The sequence below is a fragment of the Bradyrhizobium sp. STM 3561 genome (assembly GCF_045571455.1).
GTDB lineage: Bacteria > Pseudomonadota > Alphaproteobacteria > Rhizobiales > Xanthobacteraceae > Bradyrhizobium > Bradyrhizobium vignae.
This window is the reverse complement of sequence record NZ_CP120695.1, coordinates 2,297,994-2,321,462: the sequence shown is the minus strand read 5'-3', so window position 1 is coordinate 2,321,462 and position 23,469 is coordinate 2,297,994. Positions and strand designations below refer to the sequence as shown.

Sequence of the window (23,469 nt, the reverse complement as noted above, 5' to 3'; positions counted from 1 at the left end):
CTCAGGCCTTGGCAAAGGGAACCAGCGTCGCGGTGCCGTCCACCACGGTCGTGCCGGATGGCGACAGCGTGCAGGTGACCCGGCAGGTCGCATCGTCGCCCTCAACGGAGACGATCTCGGCCCGCGCTTCGACGGACTCGCCGACGATCACGGGCGCCGCAAAATTCAGCACGATGCTGCCGATCCGCCGCGTCGGCCCCCCGAGCTGGCTGAGACAGGTGGTGGCGAGACCGCCGACGGCAAGCTCGAACGCGACCATGTTGGAGGCGCCCGCCTTCTTGGCGCGGACGGCGTCGACATAGAGGCCGCCGAGATTGCCGCTGATGCCGGTGAACATCGCCTGCTCGGCGACCGTCATGGTCTTGCGGAAGGCGAAGGCAGCGCCGGGCTTGAGAGGTGCGTGCGACATGAGACGTTCCCTAGAGCTGCAAGCCGTTCTTGATGGTGCTGCGCGCGACCAGCATGCGGTGAATTTCGGAGGTACCGTCATAGATCCGGGTGACGCGGGCGTCGCGGTACATGCGCTCCAGCGGCAGGTCCTTGCTGAACCCCATGCCGCCGAACACCTGGATGGCGCGATCGACCACCCGGCCCTGCATCTCGGAGGCCGCGACCTTGATCATCGAAACCTTGTCGCGCGCATCCTTGCCCTGATCGATATCCCAGGCGGCGTTCATCACCATCATCTTCACGCCGAAGATCTCGGTGGCGGAATCGGCGATCAGCTTCTGCACCATCTGGAAGTCGCCGATCAGCTGGCCGAACTGGCGCCGCTCGCCGGCATGCTTGCGCATCATCTCGAGCGCACGCTGCGCCATGCCGACCGCGCGGGCGCCGATATGGGCGAGCCGGATCTGCAGCACGCTCTGCATGATCAGCTTGAAGCCGCCCCCGACCTCGCCGAGCACGGCCGCCTTAGGAATGCGGCAGTCCTCAAAACTCAGCTCGGCATGGCCATAGCCGCGATGGCCCATCATCGGCTGCGTGCGCGCGACCTTGAAGCCGGGCGTGCCACGATCGACCAGGAACAGCGTGATGCCACCCCTCGCCCGCTTCTCCCTGTCGGTCAGCGCCATCAGGATCACATAGTCCGCGATGTCGCCGTCGCTGATGAAATGCTTGGTGCCGTTCAGCACCCACTGATCACCCTCAAGATGCGCCGTCGTGCTGATCGACGCCGCGTCGGAACCGGCGCCCGGCTCGGTGATCGCCATGGCGCAGATCTTGTCGCCTTTCACCGTGGGCAGCAAATAGCGTTCGACCTGATCGCCCTTGCAGGCCATCAGCATCGGATAGACCTGGCCGAACACGCGGCGGATCAGCGCATCCGAGGTCTTGCCAAATTCTTCCTCGACCAGGCAATGCTCGACGCAGGATAGCCCGCCACCACCGACATTTGCCGGCATATTCATGGCGTAAAGGCCGAGCTTCTGCGCCTTGGCCTTGGTGACCGCCAGCGCATCGGCCGGCACTTTTGCTGTTTGCTCGACGACGTCTTCGAGCGGCTGCACCTCCGTTTCAACGAAACGGCGGACGGTGTCGACCAGGAGGCGCGTCTCCTCAGGGAGCGAAAAATCGATCATCGCGCTACTCCCACCGCCTTGCCGGCGACCATCGCGTCGATCTCCGCGGCGCCGTAGCCGATCTCGCCGAGCACCTCGCGCGTCTGCGCACCGAGCCGCTGCGGCACCAGCCGCACCTCCGGCGTCCGGCCGTCATAGCGCGCGGGATGGGCGACCATGCGGATCGGCGCGCCGCCTGCGCTCTCGGCGCTCTTGAACACGCCGAGGTGCTTGAGCTGGGGATCGGATTCGAGGTCGCGATAATCCTGCACCGGTGCGTGCCAGACACGCGCCGATTCCAGCGCGGGCAGCCAATCGGCTGTCGACTTCTGCTTCAGACGCGCCGCGACGATCCGCGTGATCTCCTCGCGCTTCGAGAAACTGTCACCCTCCTCGAACTGCTTCAATTCCTCATTGTCGAGCGCGACCGCCAGCGCCTTGGGCGCTGCCATGGAGATCGCCATATGACCGTCCGCCGTGGCGTGAACGCCGTAAGGCCCGGGACTGAACCAAGCCGCGATGCCGGCCGGACCGCGCGACGTCGGCGACGGCGCGCCGTTCAGCCATGCGGTCAGCGGCTCGACCTGGAGATCGAGCGCGGCCTGGTAGAGGTTGACCTCGACGAGCTGCCCCTTGCCTGTCTTGGTTCTTGCAAACAACGCCGCGAGGATGCTCATGGCATAGAGTGAGGCGGCGTGCTGATCGACGATGACAGCGCCGACCGCCGTCGGCTCGCCGTCCGCCCGCCCCGTCCGCATCGCAAGACCCGACATCGCCTGGAGCAGAAGATCCTGGCCGGGGCGATCCCTGTACGGCCCCTCCGATCCGAAGCCGGTTGCGACCGCGTAGATCAGGCCGGGGTTGATCGCCTTGAGCGTGTCGTAGCTGAGACCGAGCTTGGCCATCGTGCCCGGCCGAAAGTTCTCCATCACGACGTCGGCGGTCGCGACCAGCTTCTTCACCGCGGCAATGCCGTCGGGATGCTTGAGATCGACGGCGAGGCTGCGCTTGTTACGCCCGGTCGCCAGATGATTAACGCTGTCGCCTGCGACGAAATGATTGGCGACCGCCCAGTTGCGCTGAAATGCGCCCTCGATCGGCTCGACCGCGATGACGTCGGCGCCGAGATCGGCGAGCGTCTGCGCGGCCAGCGGTCCCGCGAGATAGTGATTGAAGCTGAGGATCTTGACGCCGTCGAGCAGGTTCATCCGTTCACACCTCGGTTCAAGCAGCCGCGATTGGCGCGTCGCGCCAGGCGAGATCGAACGTCTTGACCAGCACGCGCGCAGCCGCATCCTGCACAGCCGGCAGCGGCAGGCGTGGCGGGCGCGGATGGCCGGCTGCAAAACCCATATGACTGAGCAGCGCCTTGGTGCCGGCGACATAGGCCTGGCCGCCGACGAATTCGATCACCGGCAGGTATTTCAGATAAAGCTCGCGCGCTTCCCTGATCGCGCCGTGGTCGGCGACGAGGCTGAAGATGCGGGCCATCTCCGCCGGGACCACGTTGGAGGCAACGGCCACCCAGCCCTGCGCGCCCTCGACGAAGGATTCAAAGCCGAGGATGCCGCCGAACACCGTCATCCTGTCGCCGCAGAGACGGATGATGTCGCGCACGCGCGTCACCTCCAGCGTCGACTCCTTGATATAGAGGCAGTTGTCGATCTCGGCGATGCGCGCCACCAGCGGCGGCTTGAGATCGACATTGGCGGTCGCCGGATTGTTGTAGACCATGATCGGCAGCGCGATGGCGTCGGCCACCGTCTTGTAGTGATGGACGAGCTCGTCGTCGGTCGGCGTCGAATAGAACGGCGGGATGATCATCACACCGTCAGCGCCCAGTTTTTCGGCACGGCGACTGAGGCGCACCACCTCGCGCGTGTCCTCCGCGCCGGTGCCGATCAGCACGGGGACGCGGCCCGCGGCCTGGCGAATGACAACCTCGGCAACCAGCGCTTTCTCGTCATCGTCCATGGACAGGAACTCACCGGTCGAGCCGAGCGGGATCAACCCGTGAATACCTTCCGCGATCTGCCAATCGACGAAGGCGCGCAAGGCCGCGACATCGACCTCGCCCGCAGCCGTGAACGGGGTGATCATGACGGTGTAGGTGCCGCGGAACGTCTTCATCAGGGAACCGTCGGATGCTCGGGTGGAATCAGGCGATGGGCGTCGCCTGCGGAATATCCGCACGACTTATGCAATCGTTTGCATAAATGGCTCTGCATTGGGCAACACCATCCATTTTTTGAGCTTGATAAGCGTGGAATTAGCTCATAGCGTTTCTGCAATCGTTTGCAGTCTATCGGCAGGTTTGATGAGCGTCACGCTCAAAGATGTGGCACAGGCGGCCCGCGTTTCAGTCAGCACTGTTTCCCGAGCGCTGACGGGAACCGGCCTGACCAGCGAACGTACGCAGCAGCGCCTGGTGCGCATCGCGCGCGAGCTCGGCTATCGACCGAACCCTATCGCGCGAGGTCTCAAGACCGGACAGTCGCGGCTCGTGGCGCTTCTCGTCCACAACCTCACCAACGCCTCGTTCCAGGTGATGGCCGAAGTGGTGCAGGCACGCCTGAAGGCGCTGGGTTATCAAATGCTCCTGTGCATCGGCGGCGACGATCCGCAGCAGGAGAGCGACACCCTCGCCACACTGGTCGACCACCGCATCGACGGGCTGATCGTGGTGCCCACGGGAAAGAACGGCTCGCAGCTCAAGACGCTCTCGAAAGACGTGCCTATCGTCTGCCTGGTGCGGCGCGATGACGCGACCGATCTCGAGACCGTGCTCGCCGACGATCCGCAAGGCGCTTATCTGGGCACGCGCCATTTGATCGAGCTCGGGCACAAGCGCATCGGGCTGATCGTGGGGCGCCAGGACACCACGTCCGGCCGCGAACGCTTGTCCGGCTATGTCCGCGCCCTGCGTGAGGCCGGCATCGCCAGGGACGACACCTTGATTCATGCCGGCCATTTCGAGCCCGAGACCGGCGCGACGTGCGCCCGCAAGCTGCTCGACCTCCCCCGGCCGCCGAGCGCGATCTTCGTCGCCAATCACGAGGCAACGCTCGGCGTGCTGCGCGTCACGGCGGAGCGGAACATCGCCATTCCCGACGATCTCTCGCTACTCTGTTATGAAGACATGCCGTGGTTCGAGTGGCACCGCCCGGCCATCAGCATCGTCGACAACGGCGCGCGGGACCTTGCCAATCTCGCCGTCGACCGGCTGCTGCACCGCATGGACGCCAAGGGCAACGGCAATGACGGCGTTCGCGAATATCGCGTCGGCGCCCGCCTGATCAAGCGCGACTCCTGCCGCCAGATCGACGCCCTGGCCCCCGCGAAATCCGCCAAGTCCAAATCGTCTTCATCCAAATCATCTGCGGCCAAGTCGTCAGCAGCGAAGTCCGCGAAGGTCTGATCGATGCCCTATGTCGAAGTGCTCGGCCCGCAAGTCCCGTCTGATCGCAAGGCCGCGCTGGCGCGGTCCGTGACCGACGGCCTGATGTCGGCGTTCGGCGTCACCGCTGATACGGTCACGCTCTATTTCCTGAACATTGCGGCCGATGACTACGCCCACGCCGGTACGTTCGGCGCTCAGGCCACCGGCCAACGCATCCTGCTCAAGGTCCATGCCTTCCGCCGCAGCGAGGCCGAGCGGCGCGCCGCCGCCATCGCGCTGACCCGCGCCGTATGCAGTGCCTATGGCGTGCCGGGCGACGATGTCGCGGTCTATTTCCTCGACCGCGACCGCAGCGAGGTCTCCCACGATTCCAAGCTCGCCAGCGACTGACGGGAGCACGCCATGGATCGCTTCTACAGCCAAGACCAGAAAGCCCTGCGCGACACCGCCCGCCGCTTCGCGGAAGCGGAGATCCTGCCGCGCGCGGCCGCGATCGATCGCGAGGACCGGTTCGACCGCACGCTCTACAAGGGCATGGCCGATCTCGGCCTGTTCGGCATCTGCCTGCGCGAAGGCGCCGGCGGCGCCGGGCTCGATGCGGTCGCGGCCTGCATTGCGATGGAGGAATTGGCGCGCTGCTCCGGCGCGGTCGCCAATGCCTTCGCTATCCCGGTCGAGGCCGTGCTGTTCTTCGACCATCACGGCACCGACGCGCACAAGGCGCTGATCCCCAAGATTCTCAGCGGCGACATCATTCCCGCTACCGCCGTCTCCGAGCCCGACCACGGCTCCGATGTCGCGGGCATCCGCACCAGCGCGGCGCGCGAGGGCAATGGCTGGCGGCTCAACGGCACAAAGGCCTGGGTGACGCTCGGCGGCGTCGCCGACCGCATCATGGTGTTCGCGCGCACCGGCGCAGATGCCGGCCATCGCGCCATCTCGTGTCTTCTGGTCGACGGCGCCCTGCCCGGCATCGCCCGCGGCAAGAACGAGGAGCTGCTCGGCATGCACGGCCTCGACGACTGCCAGATCACCTTCTCCGATGTGCGCCTGCCCTCGGACAGCGTGATGGGGCCGGAGAACCAGGCCTTCAAGATGGCCATGAGCAATTTCAACTTCAGCCGGCTGATGATGGCCTCGATGGCGCTCGGCATGGCGCAGGCCGCGTTCGAGGACGCCACCGCCTATGCCAAGGACCGCAAGCAGTTCGGCCAGGCCATCATCGGCTACCAGGCGGTGCAGTTCATGCTCGCGGACATGTCGACGGACATTGCGGCTGCGCGCCTCCTGATCCACCACGCCGCGCGCCTGCACGATGCCGGCGAGCCGATCGCCAAGGAAGCGGCGCAGGCAAAGCTGTTCACCACCGACATGGCGATGAAGCACGTCTCCAACGCGCTGCAGATCCACGGCGGCAACGGCTATTCGCGCGAGTATCGCATCGAGCGGATCTTCCGCGACGTCCGCCTCGCCCAGATCTACGAGGGCACCAACCAGATCCAGCGGCTGATCATCGCCCGCCAGGTCGAAAAGGAGGCCGCGTGAGGGCATGCTGAGCATCATCACGGCGAAAGAGGCCGCAGGCCTGATCCGCGACACCGATACGCTGATCGTCGGCGGCAATGGCGGCACGGGCGCAGCCGAAGCCATCCTCGATGCGCTGGAGCAGCGCTTCCTCGGCGGCCAGGGCCCGCACAATCTGACGCTGATCAACATCACCGGCGTCGGCGCCGTGACCGAGAAGGGCCTCTGCCATCTCGCCCATGAAGGCCTGATCGCGCGCGTGATCGGCGGCAACTTCGGGCTCCAGGTACCGTTCATGCGGCTCGTCCGCGACGAGCTGATCGACGCCTACAATTTCCCGCAAGGCGTGATGAGCCAGCTCTGCCGCGCCATGGCCGCGAAACATCCGGGCGTGCTCACCCACGTCGGTCTCAACACCTATATGGACCCGCGCCAGGATGGCGGGCGCATGAACAAGCGCACCACCGCGCCGCTGGTCGACCTGCTCGAGCTGCACGGCCAGTCCTGGCTGCTCTACCGCGTCCCCACCCCGCCCGATGTCGCCATCATCCGCGGCACCTCCGCAGATGAAGATGGTTACATCAGCATGGAGCACGAGGGCACGACGCGCGAGGATCTCTCGATCGCACAGGCCGTGCACAATGCCGGCGGCACCGTGATCTGCCAGGTCAAGCGCATCGTGAAGCGCGGCTCGATCCATCCGCAGATGGTGAAGATCCCGGGCTTCCTGATCGACCACGTCGTGCTCGAACCCGAGCAGATGCAGACCTACGGCACCGCCTACGATCCGGCGCGCTGCGGCGAGACGCGCGTGCCGGTAGCGATGATCATACCCGATCCACTCACCGAACGCCGAGTGATCGCCCGCCGCGCCGCCTTCGAATTGCGCCCGCGCGACGTCGTCAATCTCGGCGTCGGCATCTCCGCGATGATCCCGAATGTCGCGGCCGAGGAAGGCATCTCCGACCTGATCACCCTGACGGTGGAATCCGGCGTCGTGGGCGGCGTGCCAGGTCACGCCCGCGAGTTCGGCACCGCGATCAACCCGCGCGTCATCCTCGACCAGGCCTATCAGTTCGACTTCTACGACGGCGGCGGACTCTCCTGCGCCTTCCTCTCCTTCGCGGAGGTGGACGTAACAGGCAATGTCAACGTCACTCGCTTCGGCGAGCGACGCGACGGCTCCGGCGGCTTCATCGACATCACCCAGAATGCCAAGCGGCTGATCTTCAGCGGCACCATGACCGGCGGCAAGTTCGACATCGGTGTCGAGAATGGCCGCCTCGCGATCCGGCGCGACGGTGCCTTCCGCAAATTCGTCCCACAAGTCGGCCAGATCAGCTTCAGCGCTTCGCTTGCCGCACAGCGTGGCCAGCATGTCAGCTACGTCACCGAGCGCGCCGTGTTCGAGCTCGAGAACGGCCACGTGACGCTGACGGAGATCGCACCGGGCGTGCGGCTGGAGGAGGACATCCTCGCGAACATGGGCTTCAGGCCGCGCATCAGCCCTCAGCTGAAGGACATGGACCCGAGAATCTTCCGTTCCGGCCCGATGGGAATCGCGCAGAGCTTCAAGGCGCTGTCGGCGCGGCCACGGAAGGTTGCCTGAGGGATCAGCATGGACACGAGCGCCTCGATCAATCTCCATTACGAAGATATCGCGCTCGGTGCCGAGTTCGAGACCGCCGCGCACACCGTGACGGAAGCCGATATCGCGGCCTTCGCCGACGTCACGCGCGACCATCATCCGCTTCATGTCGATGGTGCCTACGCAAGGTCCCGCGGCTTCCCCGCCGTGATCGGCCACGGGCTGTACGGCCTGTCACTGATGGAAGGGCTGAAGTCGGAGCTGAAGCTATATGAAGAGACCTCGGTCGCCTCACTCGGCTGGGACGAGGTGAAATTCAAGGGGCCGATCGTCGCCGGCGATTCCTTGCGCGTCCGCTTCCGCTTCGTCGAGAAACGCCCGACCAAGAATCCCGGGCGCGGCATCGTCATCGAGACCCTCGACCTCCTCAACCAGCGCGACGAGGTGGTGACCGCGGCCCGCCACATCTCGCTGATCCTGACCCGGCAAGCCGACGCGACGGCGGCCACACGATGAGACAATGAAGAAGACTTCGGACCGGAGAACGGCTCCTCTGCCACCCACGATTTGATCGGAGTATTCAGATGCGATTTCCAAAAACCTTCTCCGCCATCGTCCTTCTGGTCGGCCTGACACAGGCCGCCGGTGCCCAGACCTGCACGCCGAAGGTGCCGGCGTCGAGCCTGATCGAGGCGCCGAAATGGCAGATGTCGATCAACCCGACGCTGCCGCCGCAGCAATTCGTCGACGACAAGGGTGAGTTGCAGGGCCTCAATGTCGAGCTCGCCCGCGAGATCGCCAAGCGCATCTGCGTCGAGCCGGTGTTCCTGCGCATGGACTTCCCGCCGATGATCCCGGCGCTGCGCTCGGGCCGGTTCGATGCCATCAACACCGGCCTGTTCTGGACCGAGGAGCGCTCGAAGATGCTCTACCTCGTGCCTTATGCGCAGCAGGCGATCAGCATTTACACCGACCCCTCCTCCAGCCTCAAGCTGGAGAAGTTCGAGGACCTCGCCGGCCGCGTCGTCGGCGTAGAATCGGCAACCTACACCGAGCGCAAGGCGCGCGAGTTCAACACCGCGATGGAGGCCAAGGGCCTCAAGCCGATCGAGCTGCGCACCTTCACCACCGTCACCGCCACCTCGGCGGCGCTGCGCGCCGGGCAGCTCGAGGCCGCGCTCAACATCAACGAGACCGCCAACTCGCTCGAGCAGAAGGGCATCGCAAAGATCTGGGTCCGCGACATCGCTGGCACAGACATTACGTTTGCCTTCCGCGACAAGCTGCTGGCCCAGGCCGTTGCCGACGCGATGACGGCGATCCGCGCCGACGGCACCTATGACAAGCTGTTCGACAAGTTCGGCATGACCAAGCTGAAGGCGACGACGTTTGCAATCCGTGGGGACGGGCCGACGAACTGATCGTACACCATGTCGCAGTCATACCATGAATGCTGTCGCATGGGGCTACGCGCGTGCAGCAGAGGCGAGCGAGAACGAGAAGTGAACTTCTTAGCAAATTTGATGACGTCGAAAGCCGGTGCGGTCCATAAGGCCCACCACGCGTTCAAATATGGTCTAAGCGACGCAAGGCTCGGCAGTCGCTCAAGCGGTATGCACGAGCAACTTCTTGGGCCGCGTAGTGAACATCGGCGAACCGCCGGATGAGAGCGCAAGGTTCAGAGGCCGCAGACGAATTCGATCGTAAAATCAGTCTGTTAATTCGTGCAATTGGATAGAACGAGATAGTCCCGGACGGGCCTGAATTATTCCCACTCGATTGTCAATTCGCGCCCCAAACCACTATGGATAACGGCGTTCTGAGGGGGTGCGTTTCGTCGATACCGTCGTCGATACCGTCAGCTTTTTGAGGAGCATTTTCACGGTCGTTGATGAGAGTACGGCGGCCAGCAAACCCCGCGAGTAGTCTTTTCAGAAACCAGACAAGACCGTCTTCGCAACGCTATCACGGCGAGCGCTCGCCGAGCCGAAGATGATGACCCGCGCGCGCTACGCTGCCCAGGCCTCTGACAATGCCTCGGCTTGTTTTAGCACCGTCTCAGTCGCCTCTTCCTGCTTGTCCGGTGGGTACTTGTAGCGGCGCAGCAGCGTCTTCACCATCACCCGAATCTTGGCGCGCACCGTTTCTCGCTTGGCCCAATCGACCGTTACCGACTTGCGTAGACTGAGCGTCAGTTCGACCGCGATCTTCTTGAGCGTGTCGTCGCCCAGGTCGCGCACGGCCGCCTCGTTGCTCGCCAGCGCATCGTAGAAGGACAACTCGTCGGCGTTCAGGCCCAGGTCCTCGCCCCGCCGGGCCGCCTCCTGGAACCGCTTGGCCATCGCGATCAGCTCTTCGATGACTTGCGCCGTCTCGACCGCGCGGTTGCGGTAGCGCGTCAGGCTCTGCTGGAGCAAGTCGGAGAACTTGGCGCTCTGCACGACGTTGGTCTTGAAGCGGGACCGGATTTCGCCCTTGAGCAATCGCTCCAGCAGTTCGACGGCCAGATTACGTTCCTTCATGTGGCGCACATCTTCGAGAAACTCGTCCGAGAGCACGCCGATATCCGGTCGCTTCAGGCCGGCGGCCGAGAAGATGTCGACCACCTCGTCGCTGACCACTGCGCGGCTGATGATCTGCCGGAGCGCGTGCTCCTTCTGCTCGTCCGTGAGTCGCTTGTCGGTGCCACCGTGCTTGGTCAGTGCAGCCTTCACCGCCTGCAGGAAGGCCAGTTCGTCGCGGTAGGCCAGCGCCGCGTCGAGCGTGCAGCACAAGGCGAAGGCCTTGCTCGCGGCCAACACGGCATCGGCGAAGCGCTTCTTACCGTCGTCCAGGCCCAACACGTGGTTGGCCACGGCCGGCAGCAACTGCCATGCCTTGCTGCGGAAATCGCTGTAGTCCAGTCCGTGCAGCATGCCGTGCAGCACATCCATCTGTTCCTGCAGCACGGCGAGCGCGTCGTGGGCATCGATGGTCGGCTTGCCGCGCCCGTGGGCCTGGGTGTAGTCGGCCAGCGCCGCTTTCAGTTCGTTGGCGATGCCGATGTAGTCCACCACCAGGCCGCCGGGCTTGTCCTTGAAGACGCGGTTCACCCGGGCTATTGCCTGCATCAGATTGTGGCCGCGCATCGGCTTGTCGACGTACATCGTGTGCAGACACGGCGCGTCGAAGCCGGTCAGCCACATATCCCGCACGATGACCAGCTTGAACGGGTCGGCCGGGTTCTTGAAGCGCGTCTCCAGGCGCTTGCGCACGTCCTTCGGGTAGATGTGCGGCTTCAGCAGCGCCTTGTCGGAGGCCGAGCCGGTCATCACCACCTTGATGGCGCCCTGCATCGGGTCGTCGCTGTGCCACTCGGGCCGCAGCGCCACGATGGCGTTGTAGAGGTGCGCACAGATGTCGCGGCTCATCGCAACGATCATCGCCTTGCCGTCCATCGCGGAAAGGCGGTTCTCGAAGTGGGCCACGATGTCGGCCGCCACCTTTTGGATGCGTGGCGGCGCACCCACCAATTGCTCCAGTGCAGCCCAGCGCCGCAGCTTGGCCACCTTGGCGGCGTCCCCCTCCTCCTCCTCGGTCAGTTCGTCGACTTCGCTGTCTAGCTGGGTGACGTCGGCCTCCTTGAGCTCCAGCTTGGCCAAGCGGCCTTCGTAGTAAATCGGCACGGTGGCGCCATCGCGCACCGCCTGCTCGATGTCGTAGATGTGGACGTAGTCGCCGAACACGGCGCGCGTATCGCGATCATCCAGCGACACCGGCGTGCCCGTGAAGGCAACGAAGGTGGCACCGGGCAAGGCGTCACGCAGGTACTGGGCGTACCCGTAGCGCACCGCTTTGGAGCCGGCGGCGGCTGGCGCTGTCGTGCCCTCGCCCTCACCTGCCGCCCCCTTCACGGCGCCGTTGGACACGGGCTCGCCGGAAAGGCGCGCCTCGAAACCGTACTGGCTACGGTGCGCCTCGTCGCAAATAACGACGATGTTGCGCCGATCAGAGAGCACGGGAAATGTGTCCTCGTCCTCGCCCGGCGTGAACTTCTGGATCGTGGTGAAGATGATGCCGCCGGAGGGCCGGTTGGCCAGCAGCCGGCGCAGCTCGGGTCGGGTGTCGGCGCGGGCGGGCGTCTCGCGCAGCATCTCGCTCGCAGCCGCAAACACGCCGAAAAGCTGGTTGTCCAGGTCGTTGCGGTCGGTTACTACCACCAGGGTCGGATTGCCCATGTCTGGGTGCACCATCAAGGCGCCAGCCAGGCAGGTCATCTCGATGCTCTTGCCCGCCCCCTGCGTATGCCAGACCACGCCGCCCTTGCGCGTGCCGCCCGGAGCCGACGCCTTGAGCACGCTTTGCACGACAGCACGCACCGCGTGGAATTGGTGATACCCGGCCACCTTCTTGACAAGCCGTCCGTCGTCCTCGAACAGCACGAAGTGGCGCAGGTACTCCAACAGCAACTCGCGTTGGCACAGGCCCAGCACCAGCGTCTCCAGCTCGCGCATCGCGCCCAGCGGGTCGGTGGCCACGCCGTCGATGGTGCGCCAGGCCATGAAGCGCTCGCGGTCGCTGGTGAGCGAGCCCATGCGCGCCTGGATGCCGTCGCTGATGACCTGCAGCGCGTTGGCGTTGAACAGGTCGGGGATGTCTTGCTGGTAGGCCTGCAACTGGTTCCAGGCCGCCCAGATGTCGGCCTCCTCGTCGCCGGGGTTCTTCAGCTCGACGACGACGAGCGGCAGCCCGTTGACAAACAGCACCACGTCAGGCCGCCGCGTGAGCTTCGGGCCCTGCACGCTGAACTGGTTGACTGCCAACCAGTCGTTGGCGGCCACATCGGTGAAGTCGACCAGGCGCACGCGGTCCCCGCGCGTCTCGCCATCCTTCTGGAATTCGACCGGCACGCCGTCGACCAGCCAGCGGTGCACCTGGCGATTGGCGTTGATCAGGCTGGGGATGTTTGGAGTGAGGACGCGGCGCAGCGCATCGTCGCGGGCACCAGCGGGGATCTGAGGGTTGAGACGAGCGATTGCGTCGGCGAGACGATGGCGCAGGATGACATCGCGGTAGCTGTCACGCTCGGTCCCTGGCGTCATGGCGTCGGGAGGGGAAATGCTGGGACCATGCGCAGTGGACCAGCCCAAGCCCGCCAGCCATTGGAGCATCGCCTGCTCGACATCATCCTCGCTGATGCCGCTCATTCAGCCGCCTCTTCGAGCTGGGCTTCGGCTTCAGGCAGGCGCAGCTTGCCGGAGATGAGGCGGGGGAGAAGCCTGTCGCGCAGGTCTGCCAAGTTCTTCGCCTGCTCGTCGTTGGCAGCAATGCGCAACTGCAGCGCTCGCAGCATCGGTTCCGCGCCCTGAGCGACTGATGAATCGGAGGGCAGCGCCAGGGGGAATTGCGCCAGCCGAGACAGGTCAATTCGTTGTCGCCCGCTGGTTCCGGTCATCGCTTGAATGGCGAACTGCCGGAACGGCTCATATCGGGCGAGCAGGTATGCGGCGTATTGCGGCAACACGGGTTTGGCCCGTAGAACGATGAATTCGGTTGAGCCCCAACCAATCTCATCATCATCGAGGAAATCGATGAACGCTGATTTGCCGTTCTCCAAACAGGGCGTGATTTTCGCGAGCAAGGCATCGCCATTTCGGAACTTGCAACCCGAACCAAAAGCACGGCGGTCGACATGCTTAATCGGCCGATGGCTGCTGGTCGGTGCGTTCGCCATTTCTAGGTATGGCGCGTCGGCTCCCTTCGATAGCGAGCGCGACGGATTCAGCTCTACAGCCTCGGCAACGGTAGCGGCATGCCACCCCTTCGGAATCGGACCTAGCGCCGATTCCTCGAACTCGGCGGGAAACAGCGCCGCCACGGCGGCGTCCATGCCTTCCGGCTCGCGTCCTTCCGCTTTCGCCCGCACCGGATCGAAGTCGATGAACCAGCTCTTGAACAGGGCTTGGGCGATGGATTCGAGGGTGGCGTTGGTTTGGCGCAAAAGCTCGATGCGGTCATCCAGGGCCCCTAGCGTAGAGCCAATTTGAACCTGTTCGGCTAGGCGTGGCAGGTTGATCCGTAGGGTTCGCTGCTGCGTGAGACTGATGTATGGGAACGTGTCGGTCCCGCCTGCCATTGACCAAACTTGGTCCATAAAGGCAGGGCTTTGCATGAAGTAGTAGAGGTAGTTCCGATCTATCTGGTTGCTGTCCGTGACTCGCCAAACCGTTACACCTGGGTTCGCGACGAAGTTGGGCGCTCGTGGTCCAACCCGCGCGATACGACCGACTGTTGCTCGGTGAGTGAAGGCAATGTCCCCCGCCTTGCCCTTGCCTTTGCGAACTCGCCTTGTTGCGACATCGTTGATATGGTCGCAGCCGGAGAAGCGAACTACACCTCCAACCAAGTCATCGGGGCGAATGAAAGGAGTCCCAGTCTCGGCAAACTCGTGCGCAAGTGGCCGGTACTCGCCATGGTTGCCGTCCTCGACAAAGAGAGCGCCCCGCTGCACAAGTTCCGAGACTGAGAGGGTCGTAAACTCAAACGGCATAGCCCAGTGCTCCGAGCTTCTGTCTAATTACTGCGTCCAGCGCTATCCCATGCGACATCTGCTCGGCAAGCAGGGCCGTCAGCCGCTCCATCTTCTCGTTGAATGCCTCGTCGTTGTCGTCCGTCTCTTCGGCGCCCACATAGCGCCCTGGCGTCAGCACATGCCCATGCTCGGCAATTTCCGCCAGCTTCACCGCGCGGCAGAAGCCCGGTACGTCGGCGTAGGCCTCGTCTGAACCTTCCTCGCCATCCTGCCGCCAGCGGTGCACCGTACCGGCGATGCGGGCAACATCCTCGTCATCGAACACGCGGTTCACCCGCGTCTCCATGCGACCCAGCTTGCGCGCGTCGATGAACAGCACCTCGCCGCGCCGATCGCGGCCCTTCTTCCCACCCGGCACGGCCGCACCGCTCTTGTCCTTGGCCAAGAACCACAGGCACGCCGGGATCTGTGTGTTGAAGAAGAGCTGCGGCGGCAACGCCACCATCACGTCCACCACGTCGGCCTCAACCATGGCCTTGCGGATGGTGCCTTCGTTGTTCTGGTTGGAGCTCATGCTCCCGTTAGCCAGCACCACGCCGGCTTGGCCGCGCGGGCTCAGGTGGTGCAGGATGTGCTGCAGCCAGGCGTAGTTGGCATTGGCGGCCGGGGGCGTGCCATGGACCCAGCGCCGGTCATCAGCCAGCCGCTCGCCGCCCCAATCGCTGATGTTGAAAGGGGGATTGGCAAGCACGTAGTCGGCCCGCAGGTCGGAATGCTGGTCGCGGTGAAAGGTATCGGCAGGCTCCTTGCCCAAGTCCGCCGCGAAGCCGCGAATAGCGAGGTTCATCGCGACCAAGCGCCAGGTGGTCGGGTTCGCCTCTTGGCCATAGATGCTGATGTCGTCGGCCTTGCCGCCGTGCGCCTCGATGAACTTCTCGCTCTGCACGAACATGCCGCCGGATCCGCAGCAGGGGTCGTAGACGCGCCCCTGGTGCGGCGCCAGCACCTCGACCAGCACCTTGACTACCGACGCTGGCGTGTAGAACTGGCCGCCCTTCTTGCCCTCGGCGCTGGCGAACTGGCCGAGGAAGTATTCGTAGACCTCGCCGAGCAGGTCTTTCGCCCGGTGGCCCTCGCCGAAGCCGATGGTCGAAATGAGGTCGACCAGTTCGCCCAGGCGGCCCGGTTCGAGTTGCGTGCGGCCGAAGCGCTTGTCGAGAATTCCTTTCAGGCGCGGGTTGTCGGCCTCGATGGCTTCCAGCGCGGCGTCGATGCGCACGCCGATGTCGGCCTGCTTGGCCTGGGCGCGAATCGCTTCCCAGCGCGCCTCGGCTGGCACCCAGAACACGTTGGCCATGGTGTAGTAGTCCCGCTCCTCCAGCGCGTCCGCATGGTCGGCAGGATCTGGCAGATGGAGATCACTAGCCTTGTCGCGGAAGGCTTCCAGGAGTTGCGTGCGGCGCTCGTCGAAGGCGTCACTGATGTACTTGAGGAAGATGAGGCCCAGGACGATGTGTTTGTACTCGGCCGCGTCCATGCTGGAGCGCAGCTTGTCTGCCGCCGCCCAGAGGGCCTTCTTGAGGTCTTGATTCATCTAGGTAGACACCCCTGCCTGCGCCCAACAATGGGCCCCACAATGCCTTGATACCTGTAGCCGATCCAATAGACCACGAAAAATCGTTAAGCCTTAAGTTGCGTGTCCTCCCGAGCTTTGCGGCAAGCGAGCCTACGCCGCTTGGCTCGGGGCTTCTTGCGCCAGGCGGCATAGCCCACGTGCTGTTCTAGCTGGGGTTGGCCGCCGTTGTTAAGAAAATCCTGCTTTCGTCCTTAGGAGCGACTGGTTCGGCGCGCTATAAGGAGGCATTGGGGGCTGGGGGCAATGTTTTGAATCAAGTACTCACGAATAAGATCTGGCGCGAAGTTGCCAGGCGAGCCCGATCAGCACCGACGCGCAAGGCGGCTATCGCTTACGTGACGACAGACGAGATTGGTTTGCGCGCTGGGGACGTGCTAATCACCGACGCGTCCGAGCGGGCCGTTCGATCAGGACAGACCGACGCCAAGCTGCTTCGCAAGCTCCACGGCGAGGGCGTGATCATCTACAATCGCGAAGGCCTGCATTCCAAGGTCGCGCTGTTCGGAAAGCACGCGGTCGTAGGCTCCGCCAACATGTCGGCGTCGGGATTGATCGAGGCCTCCGTCATCACGGACAGCCCGGTCATTGCCTCCGGTGTCGCGGCCTTCATCGAGATGCTTTCGACGAAACATAGCAGGCTGAGCACGGCTCGTATCGCGGAGCTCTGCGCAATCAAGGTGATACGTGCGGGACGGCCAAAGGGTGCGAGAAAGAAAAATCCCGTTCGTCAGATTGGAAAGTCGACCTGGATCGTCAGCGTCAAGGAGCTGAAGAACGATCCGAGCGAGCGACAGCAGAAGCGCATTGACCGCAGGAACCATGAGCTCAATGAGCGTCTCGGGACGAACGAGGATTTCGGCTGGATCCAGTGGGGCAAGAAATCCCGCTTCGGACGCGAGTGTCGCGCTGGCGATACGCTGATCCAGATCTTCCAAAGGCTCGACCGCAAGCGTCCGTTGGTGACGCGGAGCGTGCGTGTACTGCTCAGAGACCCGGAGCCAGATCACGTCAGGTTTTATATCCAAGAACCGGCCGGCCGGTGCGATGAGGTGAGTTGGTCCAGGTTTCAGAGGATCATGAAGGAAGCCGATGTTCCGTGGGAGGTCACCCGCAAGAGCACGCGGAAACTTGATCCCGATATGGCCGAGATCATTGATCGCAAATGGACGAGGGTCCGGTAGAGGACCCACTGAGCGAGCCGATCAATTTCCGTTTTTCGCCCTACTCTCGGACCTTCCAGCGTATCCGCTTTCGCGCCGTCGTCGTAGGAATAGCTGACGTTAAACGGCCTGATCAAGCTCGCTCATTCATGGTACACGGCCTGGCGAGCGTAAAGCCACGCGCGCGCGAAAGCCAAACCGGACCGCCTGCTGCTCGTCGCGCAGCACCGCGACAAGCACCTCCTCCATATCCACCGTCCGATCAATCGCTCGGGTGTGCACGGTGCGGTCGGCGCGCTGGTAGGTGACCGATCGCGGGTCCAGGCGCGCCAGCTTGATCGGCGGCGTACCCTTCCCGTTCCGGCCCTTAATGAGCTCACGCTCGCGATTGAAGCATGACACGCATAGGTGGCCGTGGATCAGCCTCGAAGCGCCCCGATGGCACCGCCCACATGTCGTCGTGCCCCGCAGCGGATGGGTGTTCGCGCCGCGCTCGCCGGCATGCTCCGCTCCGATCTGGCAGCCCCGGCATTTCAGCCGCGAAATGTCGCGATCAATGTTCGCCCGCCGCCAGTTATCAGCACACGCATCGATTTCCAGAGTGGCCCGTAGCGGCCCGCAGGCGAAGTACAGCCGCCCGGGCAGTTCTGGCATGTCGAAGTAGATCGGCTCCACCGGCTCTCCTCAGTAGAAAACGCTCCAGGTGCCAGACAAGGTGATGTCGTCATCCTTGTTCAGGGGCGTCGATCGTGTCTTGCGTGCGTACAGTGCGCCGCCGGCAGTGAGTAGCCCGAATTCCGAGATCGCCATGCCGTTCGCCTCGCCGATCCCGAGGGAGAAGGCGAACTGCACCTGATTGGTGGCCGGATAGCTGACCGCATCGACGTTCTTGGCGTAGGCGCCAGTCAGCGACGTATTGGAGAAGACAGGCGCCGCTCCGTTTGTGCCGAAACCGATCTGCGTCACACTCTGGCCGGTAACGTCACCGCCCAGCAGCTTCGCATGCGCCTGCTGCGACCCGATCACGATCAAATTCGGCTCCTCGAACACCTCGACGAGTTCACCGCGACGGTAGATGCGGAGCGTGAAGAGGCCGCTTGGTGCTCGTTGCATCAATTTGCCACCCCCGACGGGCTGGGCTTCGCCACGCGCGTGGACACGACCGACAACGGCGCGATCGGCTTGCCGGACGGATCTTGCAGTTTCAATTCGTGCGTGAACGTGAATTCCTGCGGTGCCTGCTGAGCCATGCGCGACGCACCATCGGGCATCGGAGTGCTGTACATGCTGCGCGGCTGATAGGCTGGCGCATTACCCTCCTGCTTCGCCATCTCGCGGCCCAGTGCCTCGACAACAGCGGGATTGCGCATGTCCAGCTTGGCGTCGACGCCAACACCAAGCCGCTTGGCGACCGCTTTCGCATAGCTACTGGTATCGTTCTCGCTTGGAGGAGCCCAGCGCCCCACCACGCCGCCGACTGTATTCAGCCCGCGCTCCCCATAGGACCGGAGCAGTGCCTGCATGGCCGCAGTGCCCGTAGCCGCATCCGGGAAGACGGCGAATCCACTTCCGTCCTGGCCGATCGCGCCATATCGGCGCGCAAAATCGCCGTAGCGGATATTCCCCGGGTTTGTGGCGCGCCGTGTAGCGGCACCAGGGCTTGCGGCAGCCGTCGAGCCAGAGGACGCCCACGCCGGCAGCGAGGCGGTGTTGCTCCCGGTGCTGGACGTGGCAGGGGTTTCCCCGGCGTCGATCTCGCGCAGCGCTTTGTCGCGTTCCGCTTTGGCGGCGTTCATCTCGGCTTGAGCAGCCGTCATGGCAGCCTCTTGGCCGGGCAACGTGCGGCCGTACTCGTCCACGGACATCGAGGCCGAGGCCTGAGTCTTCTTCACGCGCGCGCTGTAGCGGTCATTCACCTCCTGCCGTTGCGCGTCGACGACCGCCTTGTGCATGTCGGCGGCCGTCATACGACCACGATCACCGAATGCGTACAGCAGCGTGTCGCGCATGGTGTTGAGCGGCCCGATCATCTTCGCGGCCGCGTCCTGCGTGGTCTTGTCGAGCTTGTTGATGCTCTCGCGGGTTTGCTCGCCCTCGGTGCGCTCCTGGCCGTACTTTGCGGTCAATTCGAGCAGCGCCTTGCGCAGCCCCTCGTCGCCGCCCTGACCGGCCTTGTCCAGGCGCGCAGCCTCGTCCGGTGAGAGTTGCCCCCACAGGGCCTTAGCCTGCGCGTTGAGCACGTCACGGCCGCCGGATGCGATCTGAGCGAGAGCGCTGATGCCGGTACCGGACATCTTGCTCAGATCGATGCCGTTAGCCGCCAGCGCGCGCTGCAGGCTACCCAGCTTCTCCGAGCCGATGCTATCCAGCGCCATCGATTGGCTAGTGTTGACGCCGAGCAGATTCGACATTGCGCTCAGTCGCAACATCGGATTCGCATAACTCAGGCGCAACGCCTTGAGCGTCATCTCGAGGTTCGTCTCGCCGGAGCCTGCCGCGCCAAGGACAGCCAGCCCATTCTGCGCAGCCCATTTGGCGTACAGGCTGCCGCTGCCGAACGCGCCCGCGCCGGAGCCGAAGGCGCCCTGCTCTTGCAGGATCTTGGACTGAATCGGGTTCAGGCCCAGTCGCCGGCCGAGCGCCATGTAGAGGAAGTTCTGCCCCGCCTCGCCAGCCGAGCCACCGTTCGCAATTGCCGAGTTCACGCGCGCGAGCAAATTGGCCGCCCCCTGCGGATCGAGCCCGGGCGTATGCGAGCCGACCAGCCCGGCGAGCATGCCCGCGTAGCCGGTCGAATTCGCAGCCGTCAGGCCGAGCCGAGTTTGCTGCGTGGTGTATGAAGCAATCGCCTGCAGCATCTCATCGGCCTTCGAGAACGCGCCGCTCTTGGCGATGGCCTCCCCGATGTCCAGGGCCAGCCGGCGGCTGCCCTCGGCGTCTCGCGTAACGCCGAACTGACGCATCTGTGCGAAGAAGGCGTTCGACTGGCCCGGGTCAATGCCGAACGAACGGCCAAACGCGCCACCGTTCAGAACTTCTTCTGCGAGGCTCTTGGCATTGTTCGATCCCGAAATCTTCGCAAACTCGGTGCCGAGCTTCCGCGCCTCTACATAGGTGATGTCGACTCCATCGCTCGCAGCGTGGAGGGAGCGTTGCAACGCTTCGAAGCTCACATTCACGTCGCCAAGTGTGCGCTTCAACGTGTCGTAACCGATGGAGTCGTTCTGAGCGTCTCCGACCTTCTCCTTGATGGCACCAACAGCTTTGCCGACCAGCGCCGCGCCGAGCATGCCGACAAAGCCGCCCACGCCAGCCATAACGCCGGCAGACATCCCAGCGGAGATGCCGCCGTTCAGTGCCTGCCCGACGGGACCGGCGGCATTGAGCCCGGCGCCCACGATGCGCCGACCGGCGCCTCCCCAGCCCCACGATGCGCCGGGGCTCGATGGAGAAGGCGGCGACGGAGGTGCGGGAGGGCGGCCGCCGGTGCTACCAGCGGCGGACTGCTGCATGCTCCCAGCCCAAGCGGTGCCGGCGGCAACCTTATTGAACAGCCCATACGCGCGAGCCGATGCGACTAATTTGTTCTGCGATAGGCTCAGCAGGTCAACGTCAGCAAAATGAGTGCTGCCCTGGCCCATGCGCTTCAGGTCGGCCGCCAGATTCGGCGACAGGCGCTTGATGCTTTCAAACGCGGCCTGCACCTTGCGGATGTCGTCGAGCGTGGCGCGGTCGATCGGATGGAACTTGACGCGGTTCGCTGCGGCGACGCTTTGCCCCAAGCGGTTCAGCCGCTCGGTCACCTTGGCAATCTGGGCGTCTACGTCGCCGGTGTCGATCTGCGCGTCGATGTTAATTTTCACGTCGTTGGACATAGTGCTTCTCAGTGGGTTTGCTCGCCCAGGACGCGCGCCAGCACGTCATGCGGGATCTGTGCGCCGATTTCTCGGGCGGCCTCAATTCGGTCGATATCGCCCATGCGCAGCCGGTAAGCGCGCTGTGCATCCGCGATGGCGAGCTCAAGCTTCGCTGCCGGAACGCGGTGCTCGCGGGACGTGGCTTGCGCGGCAATCTGCTGCTGTAGCGTGCACAGATCGCGGACGAGGAAGTCGAATGGCGTCATGGTCATCGCCTCAGCCCGCCATCTTTCGCAGCACGTGGCTCGGGAGAGCCCGACCATCACGATGCGCCTGCCGGACGGCCTGCACGTCGTCGGGGGTCAGCACCCCTCGTGCGGCAGCCTCCAGAACACGACGCAAGGCACGCTCATCCACCGGGCTATTTGGTTCATAGGTCGCTGCGGCATGTCGATGCGCTTGGGCCAGAAGTCCTGCGGCGCGCAACGACGCAGGCTGGGGGTCTCGCTGCGCCTTCGCGAAGAGCACAACGCGCCGAGCCGCGCGCAACGCCTTCTTCATGAGGCCACCGCCAGCGCTCCGCTGGGCGGCCCGAAGGTCATCAACGAGCGCGTCGAAGTTGCTCTTCCGGCGCACCCCAGTCGCTTTGTCGGCGACCTGCTCTATCAGGGTCTTCGCCAGCGAAGAACTTTGCGGCCGGTAGGAGTTCGGACCCAGGAGACCGCCGTGCCCCGAACTGGATTTCGCCAGGACAACGTTGCCCCGCATCGCCTCGGCGACCATGGAGTGCTCGAGCACGGTCAGCCGGATTCGCAGCCCGCCCCGCATTTCCTCATGAATCAATTCCAGCATCTTGCTCTCCGGGCGCAGGTTGAAGAAAAGCCCCCGGACCGAAGCCCGGGGCAAAGCGGCGCTTTTTGGTGGATGGTCGAGCGCCGCACGGATAATCATTCGCTGCCGTCAGCAACGGCAGGCTTTCGCGTGAGCTCCTCGACAACCGTCGAGCCAAGCAGGGAGACACACGCCGCGAGACAGGCCGCATCGCCGCCAATGGCGCGTTGCACTGCCAGTCGCGTCAGCGTGGCGCCGTGCTTGACCAACTCACGCGCAACGTCGCGGCGGAGACGGGCCACGGTTGGCGGCCGGCCGAGCGGGTTCGCGCTGCGGCCGGGTGGGAATTTGGCGCCCGAGTTCTCAGGGCCGGAGGTGAAGTTCGCCATCGCGCGCTCCGGCTTAGCGCGGCAACGCGCCGGTGCGCATGAGCCATGAAAGTCCAGCCCCAGGCTGCCAGCACGCGGTGGGATGACTTGCCCCAGTCACACCCACGAGCTTGCCGACCAAATCGAGGTACTCGGCTTCGACATCAGCAAGGCGGGCACGGATGCCACGCTGAATGATTGCGACCTCGGTGGCGCCGGCTCGCGTCCACTCTTCAGCGCGACGCGCGAGAAGATCCGCGGGGATGCGGGTCGCGGCAGCGGTAGCCTGGGCGTCCTCGAGCGCTTCCTTCAGCGTGACGATGTCCTGCGCCACCATGTTGGATTCGGTCAGGTCGCGTTCGCTGGCCTGTCCGGTCAGACGAAGACCTGAAAGGGCATCTGCACGCGCCTGAAGCAGTTCAATGCGCCCCTCGATGTGCTGCGCCCGCTCGCTCGCCGCGATGCGCGCCTCGTCGGCGGTAGCAATCTCAGCGTCGAGGCGCGCGATCGCGATGTACTGATCGCGGAGGCTCTGCACCTCGTGCTCGGCTACCCCGTAGCCTTGCGCCTGGATACGCTCGATTGCCGCCATTGCCCGTTGCAAGCCAACGTCAGCAGCAACCTCCATGCGCTGACGGCGCTCTGCCTCACGAGCAGCATTGTCGGAGTCGCGTGCAGCCTGCTCGCGATCATCGAGCGCATGCAGCTTTTTGCGAACCTTGCTCGTGTCACCGCCCGCCAGAGCGACAGCGGTCAGTTCTGCATTGAGAATGGCGCGCTGCGCCTCGAATTCAGTGTTACCGGCCATGGTTGGGGTTTCCTCATTAAATGCCGCTGATACGGCGTCTGATGAGGTCAGTATTTCGTCACGACTGGATTTCGTGGGCGGGTTTCGAGAGGAGGCGCCAGCTATTTGCGCCGTCGGCGATCGACGCGCCTGGGAGTACGAAACCGTTCAGTTGCGTACAGATTCCTGCGTGGGTGTACGAAACTAGGCTTGCTCATATTTGGTACATAGCTTAAGATTCGTAC

21 protein-coding genes are annotated in these 23,469 nt (G+C 64.3%); 7 read left to right on the top strand and 14 right to left on the bottom strand.

The window, feature by feature from the left end; genetic code table 11:
- Nucleotide 1: 1 nt before the first annotated feature.
- The 4 genes from P6U28_RS10580 to dapA are packed head-to-tail and all read right to left on the bottom strand — an operon-like array spanning nt 2 to nt 3,695.
- On the bottom strand, nt 2-409 hold the full coding sequence (locus P6U28_RS10580) for a MaoC/PaaZ C-terminal domain-containing protein (protein WP_122403680.1): 408 nt from the start codon (nt 407-409) through the stop codon (nt 2-4).
- 10 nt (nt 410-419) lie between these two features.
- Nucleotides 420-1,583, bottom strand: a complete 1,164-nt coding sequence (locus P6U28_RS10575) for an acyl-CoA dehydrogenase family protein (RefSeq protein ID WP_209295168.1) — start codon at nt 1,581-1,583, stop codon at nt 420-422.
- Entirely contained in the window at nt 1,580-2,770 is a 1,191-nt protein-coding gene (locus P6U28_RS10570; RefSeq protein WP_122403682.1) for a CaiB/BaiF CoA-transferase family protein, read from the bottom strand. The genes P6U28_RS10575 and P6U28_RS10570 overlap by 4 nt, the downstream gene beginning before the upstream one ends.
- A gap of 16 nt (nt 2,771-2,786) precedes the next feature.
- Complete coding sequence (dapA, locus tag P6U28_RS10565) at nt 2,787-3,695, bottom strand: 4-hydroxy-tetrahydrodipicolinate synthase (RefSeq protein ID WP_162500609.1); 909 nt, start codon at nt 3,693-3,695, stop codon at nt 2,787-2,789.
- A 184-nt stretch (nt 3,696-3,879) separates the two neighbouring features.
- Between dapA and P6U28_RS10560 the strand changes: the two genes are divergently transcribed.
- The 6 genes from P6U28_RS10560 to P6U28_RS10535 all read left to right on the top strand — a co-directional run bounded on the left by P6U28_RS10560 (nt 3,880) and on the right by P6U28_RS10535 (nt 9,495).
- Nucleotides 3,880-4,980: a LacI family DNA-binding transcriptional regulator gene (locus P6U28_RS10560; protein WP_122403684.1), complete on the top strand. Its 1,101-nt coding sequence runs from the start codon at nt 3,880-3,882 to the stop codon at nt 4,978-4,980.
- 3 nt (nt 4,981-4,983) lie between these two features.
- Nucleotides 4,984-5,352 (top strand): tautomerase family protein, encoded by a 369-nt coding sequence (locus tag P6U28_RS10555; RefSeq protein WP_122403685.1) that lies wholly within the window; start codon nt 4,984-4,986, stop codon nt 5,350-5,352.
- Between the two features lie 12 nt (nt 5,353-5,364).
- Complete coding sequence (locus P6U28_RS10550; protein WP_122403686.1) at nt 5,365-6,507, top strand: acyl-CoA dehydrogenase family protein; 1,143 nt, start codon at nt 5,365-5,367, stop codon at nt 6,505-6,507.
- A gap of 4 nt (nt 6,508-6,511) precedes the next feature.
- A complete protein-coding gene (locus P6U28_RS10545) occupies nt 6,512-8,095 on the top strand; it encodes an acyl CoA:acetate/3-ketoacid CoA transferase (protein WP_122403687.1) in 1,584 nt (527 codons plus the stop codon).
- A gap of 9 nt (nt 8,096-8,104) precedes the next feature.
- Nucleotides 8,105-8,590 (top strand): MaoC family dehydratase, encoded by a 486-nt coding sequence (locus P6U28_RS10540; RefSeq protein WP_122403688.1) that lies wholly within the window; start codon nt 8,105-8,107, stop codon nt 8,588-8,590.
- Between the two features lie 68 nt (nt 8,591-8,658).
- Nucleotides 8,659-9,495 carry an ABC transporter substrate-binding protein gene (locus P6U28_RS10535; RefSeq protein ID WP_122403689.1) on the top strand — a complete coding sequence of 279 codons (837 nt, stop codon included), beginning with the start codon at nt 8,659-8,661 and terminating at the stop codon, nt 9,493-9,495.
- Between the two features lie 588 nt (nt 9,496-10,083).
- Here P6U28_RS10535 and P6U28_RS10530 read toward each other — a convergent pair.
- Genes P6U28_RS10530 through P6U28_RS10520 form a run of 3 tightly spaced genes read right to left on the bottom strand, consistent with a single transcriptional unit; the run spans nt 10,084 to nt 16,179 of the window.
- Nucleotides 10,084-13,260: a type I restriction endonuclease subunit R gene (locus P6U28_RS10530; protein ID WP_407122188.1), complete on the bottom strand. Its 3,177-nt coding sequence runs from the start codon at nt 13,258-13,260 to the stop codon at nt 10,084-10,086.
- Entirely contained in the window at nt 13,257-14,603 is a 1,347-nt protein-coding gene (locus P6U28_RS10525; protein WP_407122187.1) for a restriction endonuclease subunit S, read from the bottom strand. Before P6U28_RS10525 ends, P6U28_RS10530 begins: the two co-directional genes overlap by 4 nt.
- Nucleotides 14,593-16,179 carry a type I restriction-modification system subunit M gene (locus tag P6U28_RS10520; protein ID WP_407122186.1) on the bottom strand — a complete coding sequence of 529 codons (1,587 nt, stop codon included), beginning with the start codon at nt 16,177-16,179 and terminating at the stop codon, nt 14,593-14,595. The genes P6U28_RS10525 and P6U28_RS10520 overlap by 11 nt, the downstream gene beginning before the upstream one ends.
- A 197-nt stretch (nt 16,180-16,376) precedes the next feature.
- On the opposite strand from P6U28_RS10520, the gene P6U28_RS10515 reads away from it, so the two are divergent.
- Nucleotides 16,377-17,402 carry a phospholipase D family protein gene (locus tag P6U28_RS10515; RefSeq protein WP_407122185.1) on the top strand — a complete coding sequence of 342 codons (1,026 nt, stop codon included), beginning with the start codon at nt 16,377-16,379 and terminating at the stop codon, nt 17,400-17,402.
- A 126-nt stretch (nt 17,403-17,528) separates the two neighbouring features.
- On the opposite strand, the gene P6U28_RS10510 is transcribed toward P6U28_RS10515, so the two are convergent.
- Genes P6U28_RS10510 through P6U28_RS10480 form a run of 7 tightly spaced genes read right to left on the bottom strand, consistent with a single transcriptional unit; the run spans nt 17,529 to nt 23,245 of the window.
- Nucleotides 17,529-18,056 (bottom strand): hypothetical protein, encoded by a 528-nt coding sequence (locus tag P6U28_RS10510; protein ID WP_407122184.1) that lies wholly within the window; start codon nt 18,054-18,056, stop codon nt 17,529-17,531.
- Between the two features lie 9 nt (nt 18,057-18,065).
- Nucleotides 18,066-18,494 (bottom strand): hypothetical protein, encoded by a 429-nt coding sequence (locus tag P6U28_RS10505; RefSeq protein ID WP_407122183.1) that lies wholly within the window; start codon nt 18,492-18,494, stop codon nt 18,066-18,068.
- Nucleotides 18,494-21,256, bottom strand: a complete 2,763-nt coding sequence (locus P6U28_RS10500; RefSeq protein ID WP_407122182.1) for a hypothetical protein — start codon at nt 21,254-21,256, stop codon at nt 18,494-18,496. The genes P6U28_RS10505 and P6U28_RS10500 overlap by 1 nt, the downstream gene beginning before the upstream one ends.
- Before the next feature lie 8 nt (nt 21,257-21,264).
- Nucleotides 21,265-21,504 (bottom strand): hypothetical protein, encoded by a 240-nt coding sequence (locus P6U28_RS10495; protein ID WP_407122180.1) that lies wholly within the window; start codon nt 21,502-21,504, stop codon nt 21,265-21,267.
- Between the two features lie 10 nt (nt 21,505-21,514).
- On the bottom strand, nt 21,515-22,189 hold the full coding sequence (locus P6U28_RS10490) for a hypothetical protein (RefSeq protein ID WP_407122178.1): 675 nt from the start codon (nt 22,187-22,189) through the stop codon (nt 21,515-21,517).
- Nucleotides 22,186-22,458: a hypothetical protein gene (locus P6U28_RS10485; RefSeq protein ID WP_407122176.1), complete on the bottom strand. Its 273-nt coding sequence runs from the start codon at nt 22,456-22,458 to the stop codon at nt 22,186-22,188. The genes P6U28_RS10490 and P6U28_RS10485 overlap by 4 nt, the downstream gene beginning before the upstream one ends.
- Nucleotides 22,459-22,471: 13 nt before the next feature.
- Nucleotides 22,472-23,245 carry a hypothetical protein gene (locus P6U28_RS10480; protein ID WP_407122175.1) on the bottom strand — a complete coding sequence of 258 codons (774 nt, stop codon included), beginning with the start codon at nt 23,243-23,245 and terminating at the stop codon, nt 22,472-22,474.
- Between the last annotated feature and the right edge of the window lie 224 nt (nt 23,246-23,469).

Coding starts and splice junctions, on each gene's coding strand:
- P6U28_RS10580 (WP_122403680.1), bottom strand. CDS start 409: ATGTCGCACGCACCTCTCAAGCCCGGCGCTGCCTTCGCCTTCCGCAAG.
- P6U28_RS10575 (WP_209295168.1), bottom strand. CDS start 1,583: ATGATCGATTTTTCGCTCCCTGAGGAGACGCGCCTCCTGGTCGACACC.
- P6U28_RS10570 (WP_122403682.1), bottom strand. CDS start 2,770: ATGAACCTGCTCGACGGCGTCAAGATCCTCAGCTTCAATCACTATCTC.
- P6U28_RS10560 (WP_122403684.1), top strand. CDS start 3,880: ATGAGCGTCACGCTCAAAGATGTGGCACAGGCGGCCCGCGTTTCAGTC.
- P6U28_RS10555 (WP_122403685.1), top strand. CDS start 4,984: ATGCCCTATGTCGAAGTGCTCGGCCCGCAAGTCCCGTCTGATCGCAAG.
- P6U28_RS10550 (WP_122403686.1), top strand. CDS start 5,365: ATGGATCGCTTCTACAGCCAAGACCAGAAAGCCCTGCGCGACACCGCC.
- P6U28_RS10545 (WP_122403687.1), top strand. CDS start 6,512: ATGCTGAGCATCATCACGGCGAAAGAGGCCGCAGGCCTGATCCGCGAC.
- P6U28_RS10540 (WP_122403688.1), top strand. CDS start 8,105: ATGGACACGAGCGCCTCGATCAATCTCCATTACGAAGATATCGCGCTC.
- P6U28_RS10535 (WP_122403689.1), top strand. CDS start 8,659: ATGCGATTTCCAAAAACCTTCTCCGCCATCGTCCTTCTGGTCGGCCTG.
- P6U28_RS10530 (WP_407122188.1), bottom strand. CDS start 13,260: ATGAGCGGCATCAGCGAGGATGATGTCGAGCAGGCGATGCTCCAATGG.
- P6U28_RS10525 (WP_407122187.1), bottom strand. CDS start 14,603: ATGCCGTTTGAGTTTACGACCCTCTCAGTCTCGGAACTTGTGCAGCGG.
- P6U28_RS10520 (WP_407122186.1), bottom strand. CDS start 16,179: ATGAATCAAGACCTCAAGAAGGCCCTCTGGGCGGCGGCAGACAAGCTG.
- P6U28_RS10505 (WP_407122183.1), bottom strand. CDS start 18,494: ATGCAACGAGCACCAAGCGGCCTCTTCACGCTCCGCATCTACCGTCGC.
- P6U28_RS10500 (WP_407122182.1), bottom strand. CDS start 21,256: ATGTCCAACGACGTGAAAATTAACATCGACGCGCAGATCGACACCGGC.
- P6U28_RS10495 (WP_407122180.1), bottom strand. CDS start 21,504: ATGACGCCATTCGACTTCCTCGTCCGCGATCTGTGCACGCTACAGCAG.
- P6U28_RS10490 (WP_407122178.1), bottom strand. CDS start 22,189: ATGATTATCCGTGCGGCGCTCGACCATCCACCAAAAAGCGCCGCTTTG.
- P6U28_RS10485 (WP_407122176.1), bottom strand. CDS start 22,458: ATGGCGAACTTCACCTCCGGCCCTGAGAACTCGGGCGCCAAATTCCCA.
- P6U28_RS10480 (WP_407122175.1), bottom strand. CDS start 23,245: ATGGCCGGTAACACTGAATTCGAGGCGCAGCGCGCCATTCTCAATGCA.